This window comes from Candidatus Galacturonatibacter soehngenii, assembly GCF_008830185.1.
In the GTDB taxonomy this organism is placed as follows: domain Bacteria; phylum Bacillota; class Clostridia; order Lachnospirales; family Lachnospiraceae; genus Lachnotalea; species Lachnotalea soehngenii.
Genome location: NZ_WAGX01000005.1, coordinates 167,285 through 179,208, shown reverse-complemented (window position 1 = coordinate 179,208; position 11,924 = coordinate 167,285). Strand labels below are relative to the sequence as shown.

Below are 11,924 nucleotides of genomic sequence, written 5' to 3'. Positions count from 1 at the left end.
TACGTATATTTATTATGTTTTAAAGCTAAATTTTAAATGAATTATACAATATATTGCGTATTAAGTCAACAGGTAAACGCAATTTATTGCGTAATTTGTCGAGAAAGGAGTGATTGTATTGATTTTAGAAAATATTAAAATCCAATGTAAAATAAAAAAAGTATCAATATCTAAGATGGAAAGAGATTTACATTTTACACGAGGATATATACATAAATGGAATAGGATAGTACCAGGTGTAAATAAGGTCAAAATGGTATCAGATTATTTAGGTGTAACAGTAGAAGACTTGATAAAGCAATTTGGTAATATGTCAAGAACATAATTGAATTGTTTTTGATAGAAAAGGGTAACTTGAATAGACCTACGGCTTTTCAAAGAAAAAACGTAAGTTAGACGATTAATATAGATTACCTACTCTTATCCGGAGAGTAGAGTTGGCTTTTGTCCAGCAGGCCAAAAAGCATACGTAAAAATTTACGGGAAGTCAACGCGAGTGCTCTTTTATGTTGATGGTTTCTAGTTTCAACATATTTTTTATTGTAGAAGCTTTTGTATTCAGGGCAGTTTCTTATGACACTGCCAGTAGCTTCGATGATGTAGTAGCGCAGGTAACGGTTGCCAGCCTTACTCATCTTTTTATCTTCTGCTTCAAATTCACCAGACTGGTTATCATTCCAGACGATACCACAGTATTTGGCAAGTGCATCAGAATTCTGAAAAGCTTTAATAGAGCCGAGTTCGGCAAGGATACCGGCAGAGTAGACTTTACCGATTCCAGGAATGGAATTCAGAACGGTATACTCATCAGGGTTTAAACCTTGAACAGTTTGAAGTATGGCTTTATCAATCGCTTTCAGTTCTTTTTCAAAGGAACTGATGCAGTTAAAAGAAGAAGCAATAGATATGGTTAATGGTTCATAAAGACATTTATCTAGCCTATATGAATTACGAGCAGCAGCTTGAAGAAGCTTAGCAGTTTCATCCGGATCAACAATGCGACCGCGACTTTTGGAGTTGACAAAAGCAACTAGTTCTTCGACAGATGAATTTACAAGATCTTCATTGGTTGTAAATTCGGTCAGAATAGCTTTGGCAGTAGCATTATATTTGTTTGAAAAAGGATGCTCGTCTTTATTCAATAAAGCATACTCACTGAATTTCAGAAAGATGTTATTTAACATGTATGTTTTCTCTCTGGCAATACATTCGGTGATATGTAAACGATGTCTTGTAAGACGCTGAAGAGCTAAATACTGGGAACCACGCCAAGGTTTAATGGTAATACGCCCCACACGTGCATAATCAGCAATAACAAAAGAATCAATACCATCATTCTTACCTAAGTCATTAAAAGATTTTTTATAGTTTTTTACTTCCTTTGGATTAAGGCAGTAAACATGTACAGAAAAAGGAGCAAGTTTATCACTGGCAGAAAGATAGTTGGCGATATGAACACCAAAAAAGCCGGTAGACTCCATACTGATAATGACGTACTTGAACTGATGGTTATTAGCTAAAACATCAACAATCATTGTTTCAAGAAGTTCTGCTCCTTCCTGCGAATTAGGAACTGGTTTCATCTTTATGAAATAGTCCTGATGGAAATCAAGGGCAGACACAACATTAAAACGGGATGCAATATCAATCCCAACAAACAGCGTTGATAGGTAATCGATTTTCTTCACGGGAATCACCACCTTTCAAAATAAAATGAAGAATGTAATCATGGATTATCCCAGATCACTACGCCACCCTAAACCTCGCGTTATTAGCATTCTCTGGCAGAAATACCCTGCTGGTGGCTAGATACCAGGATGCAGCATTTGTGTAATAAGTCTTGGCGTAGCATTAGGGCTGCATGCTTTCTAGGCAATAACATGAAGTTTTGCAGGAGGAATAAAGCAGTAACCACAGCTACAGTTCTTATGAACAAAGTATAGCATCTGGGGCCATGATGATAAAGAAACTTATTAACTATGTAGGTATCTAAAATTCAATACCTATATCATAAAAATAAGTTTATAGCCTCCATATGAGGTCTATAAACTTATAATACGAGGAGGATTAACTATGAAAGAGTTGATTGAAATTGGAAATTAAATTTTTCACAAAATTTAAAGCTTGTTTTGTTCCTTCGTAAAAAGCTTGGTTCGTTAAATTCTTATTTAACTAACTAAATTATACAAGGTGGCTAACAAGCAAAGCGAATATTAGCTATTGTATGGGAAGAAAAAAATGAAACTGCAATTAGTTAGATAAAGTCGAGTTTTTTAACTAACTGAAAAACTGCACAATGCCAGTATTTACAAGGGTTTGCGAAAAATAAGACTGCGTGATATAGTTCTGGATAAACAAATTAAAAGGATAACTAAGGAAAGGGATGATTCTATGAACGAGTTAACAATCAACTACGAAACAAATATACCGACAGTTTCAGCAAGAGATTTATATGATTCGGTTTCAGGTGAAGATGGGATATCTGGTACTGAAAGATTCAGTAAGTGGTTTGAAAGATATGCTGGGTACGGATTTGAAGAAGGTAAAGATTTTTCAACCCCATATAAAAAAGTACGGGTTCAATTAGAGGGAACCAGATATGTCTCAAGAGAAGTGGAGGATTATGATCTTTCAGTTGATATGGCAAAACAAATTTGTATGCTGCAGAGAACTGAACATGGTAAAAAAGTGAGGCAGCATTTAATTGAGGTTGAGAATGCTTGGAATTCACCAGAACAATTATGGGCAAGGGCAATAAAGATAGCTGATAAAAAAATTGAAGAACTAAAGAGTAATAACAATCAACTGTTATTGGAGGCAAAGCAAAATGAACCTAAAATTCGATTTGTTGATGCGGTGACAGGTTCTAGAACCTCAATACTGATTGGTGATTTAGCAAAGATATTAAAACAAAACGGTATCGATATAGGTCAAAATAGATTGTTTGATTGGATGTATAAAAATGACTATCTAATTTATGGTGGTTCAAGACATAGAATGCCAACGCAAAGAGCAATGAATATGGGACTTTTCGAAATAAGAGAGGGTTTAAGACCGGATGGTGAGCCGACTAGAACTACGCTTGTCACAGGCAAGGGGCAACAGTATTTCATTAACAAGTTTTTGAAAGATAAAAAATCAGCCTGAATTAAAGCAAGAAAGAGAGTGGATAAATTATGAGTTTTTATACAGTTGAAGATGTAAAGAAGATTTTAGGAATATCGGATAGTAAGGCATATCAAATTATTAGAAAACTTAATAAGGAGCTAAGTAACAAGGGGTATATAACGGTAGCTGGCCGTATCCCAAAGAAGTTTTTTAATGAAAGATATTATTGTGATGAAAGTGAACTTAAGGCTATTGTAGGTAATTGATTCAAAGCAATAAAAAAGCCATTAACTAAGTTCGCACCTTAGTAATGGCAAGTAACTCGTAAACGTCAATTTGTTGGAGTATAGGTTGATAATATCATAAACTTATACTCCATGCAAGAGGAATGGAGGAAATTTATGTATCAAATGATAAATGATAAGTTAAGAATTATGTCCTGCGGTATTGATGATTTATCAGATAAAAGAAAAGAAGTGATTGTAAAAGTATTTAATGGTGATAGTATAGAGGCACTTTCAATGTTTTATGACCAAGAAGACGACATGATTGTTTTGAATTACGATAATAAAAATTATGAATTCATCAAGTCCTTTGCAGAAAATTATTTAGAAATGAATAGGGAGCACAGGGGGGACGTAATACAGCGCATCTCTAATTTAAAAAGCCAAAAGCATATATTGGAAATGGTTAATGTTTTAGATTCGGTATATTGGATTAGAAAATGTAAACAAGAGGAAGAAGAAGCACGAAAATTTCAAAAAATACTTAAAAGGCAAAGTGTTGCCGCCTTTGGAGAAGCAGCCCCAATGCTAGAAGCATTAAGAAGAGTTGATACATGTGAAAGTGAATTTTTCTTTGATTGGAATCCATTCATGTTTGGGTATATTCAAGGTGTCAGATCTGAGCGTGACAGAAGAAAAAAAGCGGCATTGAAGAAAGCAGGTGCCTTAAATGAATGATGTTGTAAAAGCGTTTATTATTGAATCACCAACAGATGATGAAACAGCAATTATCAGCAAAATTATAAAAGCATATTCATCACATGGAATGTTTAGTGTTGCTATAATAGCATTTAATTTTGGTAAGATGCAGGGCAAACGGATAGAACGCATGCGTAGAAAGCAGGTGAATCCAAATGACAAAAACTAACGTGCTTTTTAGTGTTAAAAAATGTCTGTCCTGTGGAACTTATCATAGTTTAGAAAAACATAACTGTAGTTGTGGTGGATATCTGTATTTTTGTGGTGATATCTACCAGCCAAAAGTAAGGAAAAAGCAATATCATTAAACATGTTACTATGTTTTAGTACGTAGTAACTACATAGGAGAGATAGTAAATGTATTGTGTGGTCCAGGAAATAAAATTAAAAAAACCAAATATGTATGGCTATCCAAAGAAGCTAGAAGCCTATTTATTAAAAATGTCACTTAATGGACAGGATTTGAGCCACTATTGCCATAGATTCAGTGAGGAACGCTTTGAAAGACCTATTAAAAAGGCATATAAAATTAGTATACATCAAAGCTATAGAGAAGATGGGAAAGTTAAGAAAAAGCAATATGTATTATGTACTGTAAATTATTATGATTTTGCTACAGGTATGCTTTCACTCTATGAATGTTGTGAAATTGGTATATATAAAGTAGCTAAAAAATTAGGAGTGGATGCTGGCCTTATCTACGATATAGTGGAAGAAAAGCTTAATCCATTAATAGAATCTATAAGAGATGAATTTATGCAAACGGAAGAGTATAAGGTGAACCAGAAACACGAGGATATTACTACTCGATATGCTCTAAATAAAATAGAGTTTGGTAAAAATTATGAATGTGATTCGAGTATTTATGATTCAATCTATGATGTATTTGGCAATCTGATGAATGAAACAAAGCTGGAAGAAGTAAAGGCTAATTTCGAAGCACGAAAAGAGTATGAAGAAAAAAGCCGTAGTTATCAAGAGGATTTTTATAGTAACTACAGTAAGTATTTTACAGGCAGTGGTGAAGGTAGTTACTTTAATAATAATCAGAGTAACCACGGTATGGAAGATAAGGAAATGCTTAAGCAGTTCTATAGAGTGTTGTCTAAAAAATTTCATCCGGATGCTAATCAGGACAAGGATACATCAAAGGAAATGAAGTTATTGAATCAACTTAAAATTGATTGGAATATTTAAACATGATGGGGTTAATAGGTACACCTGTTAGCCCCATTGAAATAATTTTAGAAAGAGGTGTAGGAAATGAATGATTTTAAAGAAATGATGAAAATAGCAACAAGTACAGATAGTTTTTTGGAACTACCTGTAAGGGCACAGATGTTATTCTGTCAATTAGTATTAAATGCAGATGATGAAGGATATGTTTTAAATGGAACGGCAGTAAGAAGGATGGTAAGAGCTTCTGAAAAAGACTACAACTTATTGTTTGATGTGGGATTAATTAATAGAGTTAATGGAGTAATTATAATAACAGATGGTTGTCTTTTTGATGAAGAAGGCGGGTATTAGATAATGAGCATAGTGAATTCGAATCAATATGATTCAGATGTTAAAATTGATGAAAGCATGCTTCAAGCTATTTATAGTGCTAATTTAAGTAAAATTAATTGTCGTGTTTTATTGTACATACTACATGTTGAACATAAAGTCAAAGGTGTATTTTTATCTATTCCAATTGAGTGCATGTCAGAAAATATCAAGTGTACTCAACAGGAATGCGAAAAAGCAATAAAGAGTTTAGCTAAAAGAAATATTATTATTATTGATTCAATGCCAGATGAAAATTTCGGTGTAATATTTCATATAAACAGGGATTTTAAAGCATGGAAAAGCTAGTCGATAATACAAAAAGGAAGTGAAAAAGTGAGTAAAAATTTTTTGGCAATTCCATATAGTGTATTGCATAATAAAAAACTGACATTATGCGAAAAAATAACATTAAGTATTATCATAAGCTACAATAAAAGTGGTCAAGATTTTTATATATCATCTTCCAAGCTAGGGGACTATATAGGTGTTAATAATTCTAGCACAAAACGGAGTATTAAACATCTGGAAGAGTTAAAATATATCTATGAAGATAAAACAAAGCACTATAAATCAAAGTGTTATGTGGCTAATTTAGATATTATCAATGTAGGTCAAAATGATACAGCGATAGTGCAAAATGAACTAGGTCAAAATGCACCAAGCACCTGTATCAAAATGCACCAAGCACCTAGGTCAAAATGCACCAAGCACCTAGGTCAAAATGAACTAGATACCTGTATCAAAATGAACCACAATAATAATATAGATAAGATTAATGATAATAATAACTATAATAATATAGATAAGATTAATAATGATAAATCTTTCCCTGACCGGAAAGATGAAAGGGATAATAAAAGTAAAACAGAAAAGAAAAAAGAACCTAAGCACAAATTCGGAGAATTTGAACATGTCCTTCTTAATGATTCTGAAATGAATAGTTTATTAAATGACTTTGGAAATGAAATTTTTACTGAATATGTGAAACGTCTTGATGAATATATCGAAATGAAAGGGGCTAAATATAAAAATCATAATTTGGTAATTCGGAATTGGATAAGACGGGGGAATGAAAATAGCAAAGGTAATAATAAAACACCAACTCAAAAAAGCAATGATTATAATTCAACTGTCAATGAGTTGTTAGAAAAGGAGAGAGCTAAAAATGGACAATACGGAAATTTTGAATTTGAACAATACATCGAATAAACCTGATGCGGAATTATCAAGGTCACTGACAGTTACCTTTGAGGAATTTTTGGATATGGTAACACAACTTAATATTGCATTTAGGGGAAGAAATGCCTTAAATGACAAGAAAGAGATAGCTCTTTATTGGGATTGCTTAAATGGCTTTACAGGTGAAGAGTTAAGGAAAGCAATTTTGGAAGCAATTAAAAATGAAAAATGGTTTCCTACAGTTTCAGAAATTCAAGCATATTTGAAAAGACCTGATTATGACTGGTCTTTTGCGTGGAGAGAATTTATAAAACGAGAACTTCCATTGCATAAATTTAATAAAGCAGGGCAATATGCAGTAAGCGTGGTTGGGTATGATTGTCTTTGGAATCTAATTGAAACAGGTAAGCAAAATATAGCTGCAAGAGAATTCAAAGAACATTATGAAAGGTTTTATATTCAAGACATTGAAAAGCAAATTGAAGAGAATAACAATCAAGACTTATTTTATTTTGAGGATCCAGAAGTTAAAAGAAGATTGGAAATGGAGCAAATAGAAAAAGAAAGGCAAGAAATAAGAAATCGCTTCATGGGACTTGATGAAGAAACAAGGAAACGTCTTATTGATCGTAATGTATTTGACTTGGATAGATGTAAAGTTGATATGTATCGAGCTGATGAACAAGATGCTATAGCTTTAAGAAACGTAGGGATTGACTTGTATTAAATAAAATAGAAGGAAATAGTAGAAATGTAAGAAAACTCTTTTAGTAATATTTGGTTAATGGTATAATATGGTATATCGTAATTTACAGAGGAGGGAATTTATGGATAATAAGTACAGTAAGCAAAATTCTGGTAATCAATCAGGTAGTGTAACTAAGTCTCAAGGAGGCAAGACAAATCATAGTGCAGCAACGGAGCATAGAGCAGTAAGTAGTCCGGTGCCAGGTAAAAATGGAGGCACGAAAAAATAATTGATGGATGAACTAATTAAGTTATTTTCTGAACCAGAAAAAGCAAATATTGTTATTTCTACTCTAGCCAGTTATGTAGTATATTTTTATCCAGGAGTGATATCATTATATATTATAAATTTTTTAGAGTCTCATTCAATTAAAAATAATAAAGCATTTTTTATTAAAATATTTTCTATTAGTTATTTATATAATCTAGTTTTAATTTATATTATTGGTTATGATAATAATAAAAACATAATTTATAATGCTACACTTATAGGTATTTCATTTATTACGCCTTATTTTTGGTATAAAATAAAATACTCTAAATTTGTAGAAAAAGTCTGTACAATATTAAAAATAAGAACATGTATTACAGATGTTGCTTTAGAATTAATAAAAGATTATGATGAAGAAGAATTTACATACTTAAAAATTTATTTAAAGACAAAACCAGTTGTGTATTCAGGATTTTTATATAGATATGAATATGAAAGTTGTAAATTAAGATATATAATTCTAACTGGATATGAAAAAAGTATAATCAATGAATCGGGAGAAGAAACAGTTGTGTTGAAGTATGATGTGGATGACTACAGGGAAAAGGTATTTATTTATTTGGAAGATATCAGTTCAATAGAAAAAAAGAAATGTGAATCCCAATTGATTATAAAATAAGAATTCTAATTGAATAAAACTCTTTGAGAAGAAATACAAGACTCAAACACAAACGAAGGAACAGGAGAATTACATAGCATAATGCTATATCCTATTCGCTTTTTGCGTGTTTGGGTCTTTTTTGTTGTTTAGTAAGGGGGTAGTGATTCACTACATCCCATAAGAACATGCCTGACAGTTCGAAATTTGGATGAAAAAGGGAATTATGATAAATGAATCTTGTGATACCAAAAAACTAGAAATAAGAGAAGAATAGAAGGAGTGAATTTATTATGAAAATTACAGCGGAGTATTTAGCTCAATATACATATTTAGAATCACAGATAAAGCGTATGAGGAGAAAATTGAAGTACTATGAAAAAAATCCTTTAAAATCTGAGCATGGAGTAGTAAAAGGTTCAATGCCTGGATTTCCATTTGCACAATGTCATTTTGTAGTATCGGGACCTAAGGTTAAATCGGATGAAAAGCGTAAAGAGTTAATTCAGCAGTTAATAATTGACTTGAAAGGTAATGAGCAGCTATATGAGGATATGAAACTTGATATTGAGTTGTTTTTAGAAAAAGTTACTGATCTAGAAATAAAATCCATATTACAGATGAAATTTGTTGATAATATGTCACTAGAGAAAATAGGTGAAGAGCTAGGTTATGACAAAAGTAGTATTTCCAGAAAAATAGATAAGTTTTTAAAGTCAATGGAAGATTCAACACATGCAACAAGTTAATGTGATATTATGGTATTAGCAATTAATAGCTTGCTAGCTCCTCCGGATTCTGATAAGTTAATAAAAGCATTCTACAATGATGATGTAGGGTGCTTTTAAATGTATAGACTAATTTAAAAAAATGTAAAAATTATGCAATATTTTGTTGATAAAACATATATTAAGGTGTATTATTGTGGTAAAAGTACTAGGAGGAGAAAATATGCCAAGAGTGGGTTTTATCGAAAAAACTATTTATAAACAAGAAGGAATTGATGTTAAATTTTTTAAAGATGGTAAGGATGTTAGAGGAGATTTGTTTTTAGCTAATAACTATAAAGCTGGAAACAGAACTAAAAATAATATGAATGTTAAATTTTTAAAAGAAAAGTTAAAAGCACAGTATCCAGGGTATGATTTTGAAATATACAACGGTGATGGAGCTAAAGTTCATGGAAATGTTACGCTTGGTAAAGTACGAGATACATATGATGAAGAGGAGTAAATAATATGGATGAGGTAATAGCTTTATTAAAAAACATTTCTAAATCTTTGGATAGCATTGATTCAAGATTAATAAGAATTGAAAGTAATACTAGCGGAACAGAGAGTAATACTGGGGATATATATTATGTTAAAAATGAGTTAGAAGAAATTAATACGGGATTAAAAAAGCTAAAGAAATAAAAGTTTAAGGAATCATCAGAACGATGGTTCCTTTTTCATACTCCAAAACGAAAGGAAGTGAGCCTGATGGCATATTCACAATATGATAGAAAAGTAAAACCAAAGTTCGGATTGATTGAATCGTGGGCAAGAAATGGGCTCACGGATGAACAAATAGCAAAGAATTTAGGAATTAGCAAAACAACGTTTTACAAATATTTAAGAGAACACAATGAACTTTCTGAACTCCTTAAAAGAAACAAAGAAGTTGTTGATGTCCAAGTAGAGAATGCTTTGCTTAAAAGGGCTCTAGGTTATTCGTATAACGAAGATAAGTATATGAGTGTTGCTATGGAGCAAGGAGAGTATTTTGAAAAGCTCGATGAATTTATGAACAAGTATAAATATGAGCATCCAGATGCCACTGATTCAGAGCTGATGATGGTAAGAGAACAATTTCCAAAAACGAAAATGGTACTGATCCAAAGAAAAACAAAAGATGTTGCCCCAGATACTACAGCCCAAATATTTTGGTTAAAGAATAGAAAGCCAAATGATTGGAGAGACAAACAAAATGTAGAGATATCAGGAGAGATAAATAATCCATTTAAGGAATTGACAACAGAGCAGCTGCTGAAATTGGCAGGTGGTAAAGAGGATGGATAATAAATTAATACAATTAGGTGCTAAATGTGAACTCGCAAGACGTGAGTTCTTTTTTTATTGCAATCTAAAAGCACCTGACTTTTATAAACCAGATAGAAAATATCTTGTTCATCTATGTAGAGAGTTTCAAGAGTTCCTTGAATCTGATGAAAAGGTAATGGTAGTAAATGAACCACCAAGACATGGTAAGAGCCGAACAGCAGGTAATTTGGTTGAATGGGTTCTAGGAAAAGATAGAACACAAAAAATTATGACGGGTTCTTACAATGAGACATTAAGTACTATGTTCTCAAAGAATGTCCGTAATAGCATTATGGAGGGAAAGGCAGATAAATATAAGCCTGTTTACTCCGATGTGTTCCCTGGCATAGTAATAAAACGTGGTGATGGAGCAATGAACCTATGGAGTTTGGAAGGAGGATACAACAACTATCTGGCCACCTCACCAACAGGTACAGCAACAGGTTTTGGATGTTCTTTAATGATTATAGATGATTTGATAAAAAATGCAGAGGAAGCAAATAACGAAGCCGTTAAGGAGAAGCATTGGGAGTGGTTCACGAATACAATGCTTTCACGACTGGAAGAAGGCGGCAAGATTATCATTATTATGACTAGATGGGCAAGTGATGATCTAGCAGGAAGGGCACTTGATTACTATAAGTCACAAGGTATTAAGATACGCCATATAAGCATGAAAGCACTCATTGATAAAGAGAATAAACAAATGCTTTGCCCAGAGGTATTGTCTTATGAGTCCTATATGGAGAAGATAAAGGCCATGGGAGAAGATATAGCAAGTGCGAACTATCAACAGGAGCCAATTGATTTAAAAGGTAAGTTGTATTCGAGGTTTAAGACATATACTTCTCTACCAAAAGACGATAATGGAAATTTACTCTTTACATCAATTAAAAGCTATTGTGATACAGCTGATGAGGGTACCGATTACCTCTGCAATATTATTTATGGTGTTTATAACAAAGAAGCCTATGTATTGGATGTCTATTACACGAATGCACCGATGGAAATAACAGAGCCTGAGACAGCCAAGAGGCTATATGAAAATCGCGTTAATATTGCAGATATAGAGAGTAATAATGGAGGACGTGGCTTTGCCAGATCCATTGAAAGAATATTAACGCAAGAATATAAAAGCAATAAGACCAAGATTAAGTGGTTTCATCAAAGTAAAAATAAGATTGCAAGGATTCTTTCAAACAGCACATGGGTAATGGAACATATTTACTTTCCAGTAAACTGGAGAGACAAGTGGCCAGAATATTATAAAGCAATGACAAAATATCAAAGAGAAGGTAAGAATAAAAATGATGATGGTCCTGATGCAACAACAGGTGTTGCAGAGCAGTTTGAAACAACACCTAAATTGTCTGTTGGAAATAAAGCAAGATTAGGATTGAGGTGAT

At 32.6% G+C, this 11,924-nt stretch carries 19 protein-coding genes; 18 read left to right on the top strand and 1 reads right to left on the bottom strand.

The genetic code is table 11. The features are described 5' to 3' along the window. Positions 1-118 precede the first annotated feature (118 nt). Positions 119-325: a helix-turn-helix domain-containing protein gene (locus F7O84_RS08240; protein WP_207708048.1), complete on the top strand. Its 207-nt coding sequence runs from the start codon at positions 119-121 to the stop codon at positions 323-325. Between the two features lie 85 nt (positions 326-410). Here the strand turns inward: F7O84_RS08240 and F7O84_RS08235 are convergent, their stop codons facing one another. Further along, entirely contained in the window at positions 411-1,688 is a 1,278-nt protein-coding gene (locus tag F7O84_RS08235) for an IS110 family RNA-guided transposase (protein ID WP_151144088.1), read from the bottom strand. A 703-nt stretch (positions 1,689-2,391) separates the two neighbouring features. On the opposite strand from F7O84_RS08235, the gene F7O84_RS08230 reads away from it, so the two are divergent. The 17 genes from F7O84_RS08230 (at position 2,392) to terL (ending at position 11,923) form a co-directional block, all read left to right on the top strand. Further along, on the top strand, positions 2,392-3,147 hold the full coding sequence (locus F7O84_RS08230) for a phage antirepressor KilAC domain-containing protein (RefSeq protein ID WP_151144086.1): 756 nt from the start codon (positions 2,392-2,394) through the stop codon (positions 3,145-3,147). 29 nt (positions 3,148-3,176) lie between these two features. Next, on the top strand, positions 3,177-3,374 hold the full coding sequence (locus F7O84_RS08225; protein WP_151144084.1) for a MerR family transcriptional regulator: 198 nt from the start codon (positions 3,177-3,179) through the stop codon (positions 3,372-3,374). Positions 3,375-3,509: 135 nt separating this feature from the next. Further along, on the top strand, positions 3,510-4,070 hold the full coding sequence (locus F7O84_RS08220; RefSeq protein ID WP_151144082.1) for a hypothetical protein: 561 nt from the start codon (positions 3,510-3,512) through the stop codon (positions 4,068-4,070). Further along, positions 4,063-4,260, top strand: a complete 198-nt coding sequence (locus tag F7O84_RS08215) for a hypothetical protein (protein ID WP_151144080.1) — start codon at positions 4,063-4,065, stop codon at positions 4,258-4,260. The genes F7O84_RS08220 and F7O84_RS08215 overlap by 8 nt, the downstream gene beginning before the upstream one ends. Then, positions 4,247-4,399, top strand: a complete 153-nt coding sequence (locus tag F7O84_RS18970) for a hypothetical protein (RefSeq protein ID WP_192451699.1) — start codon at positions 4,247-4,249, stop codon at positions 4,397-4,399. The genes F7O84_RS08215 and F7O84_RS18970 overlap by 14 nt, the downstream gene beginning before the upstream one ends. Positions 4,400-4,448: 49 nt before the next feature. Next, positions 4,449-5,288, top strand: coding sequence for a hypothetical protein (locus tag F7O84_RS08210; RefSeq protein WP_151144078.1), 840 nt, complete (start codon positions 4,449-4,451; stop codon positions 5,286-5,288). Between the two features lie 66 nt (positions 5,289-5,354). After that, positions 5,355-5,621 (top strand): hypothetical protein, encoded by a 267-nt coding sequence (locus F7O84_RS08205; RefSeq protein ID WP_151144076.1) that lies wholly within the window; start codon positions 5,355-5,357, stop codon positions 5,619-5,621. Between the two features lie 3 nt (positions 5,622-5,624). Further along, the gene (locus F7O84_RS08200) at positions 5,625-5,948 is read left to right on the top strand and encodes a hypothetical protein (protein WP_151144074.1); all 324 of its coding nucleotides are present in this window, start codon (positions 5,625-5,627) and stop codon (positions 5,946-5,948) included. 27 nt (positions 5,949-5,975) lie between these two features. Next, complete coding sequence (locus tag F7O84_RS08195; protein WP_151144072.1) at positions 5,976-6,851, top strand: hypothetical protein; 876 nt, start codon at positions 5,976-5,978, stop codon at positions 6,849-6,851. Next, on the top strand, positions 6,808-7,548 hold the full coding sequence (locus tag F7O84_RS08190) for a hypothetical protein (RefSeq protein WP_151144070.1): 741 nt from the start codon (positions 6,808-6,810) through the stop codon (positions 7,546-7,548). The genes F7O84_RS08195 and F7O84_RS08190 overlap by 44 nt, the downstream gene beginning before the upstream one ends. Before the next feature lie 100 nt (positions 7,549-7,648). Then, positions 7,649-7,798 (top strand): hypothetical protein, encoded by a 150-nt coding sequence (locus F7O84_RS18965; protein WP_192451698.1) that lies wholly within the window; start codon positions 7,649-7,651, stop codon positions 7,796-7,798. Next, complete coding sequence (locus F7O84_RS08185; RefSeq protein WP_207708047.1) at positions 7,799-8,458, top strand: hypothetical protein; 660 nt, start codon at positions 7,799-7,801, stop codon at positions 8,456-8,458. 272 nt (positions 8,459-8,730) lie between these two features. Continuing rightward, complete coding sequence (locus tag F7O84_RS08180; RefSeq protein ID WP_151144066.1) at positions 8,731-9,186, top strand: hypothetical protein; 456 nt, start codon at positions 8,731-8,733, stop codon at positions 9,184-9,186. Positions 9,187-9,361: 175 nt separating this feature from the next. Next, on the top strand, positions 9,362-9,670 hold the full coding sequence (locus F7O84_RS08175; RefSeq protein WP_151144064.1) for a hypothetical protein: 309 nt from the start codon (positions 9,362-9,364) through the stop codon (positions 9,668-9,670). A 5-nt stretch (positions 9,671-9,675) separates the two neighbouring features. Further along, positions 9,676-9,852, top strand: coding sequence for a hypothetical protein (locus F7O84_RS18960; protein WP_192451697.1), 177 nt, complete (start codon positions 9,676-9,678; stop codon positions 9,850-9,852). A 66-nt stretch (positions 9,853-9,918) separates the two neighbouring features. Further along, positions 9,919-10,497 carry a helix-turn-helix transcriptional regulator gene (locus F7O84_RS08170; protein WP_151144062.1) on the top strand — a complete coding sequence of 193 codons (579 nt, stop codon included), beginning with the start codon at positions 9,919-9,921 and terminating at the stop codon, positions 10,495-10,497. Then, positions 10,490-11,923, top strand: a complete 1,434-nt coding sequence (terL, locus tag F7O84_RS08165) for a phage terminase large subunit (RefSeq protein ID WP_151144060.1) — start codon at positions 10,490-10,492, stop codon at positions 11,921-11,923. The genes F7O84_RS08170 and terL overlap by 8 nt, the downstream gene beginning before the upstream one ends. Position 11,924 lies beyond the last annotated feature (1 nt).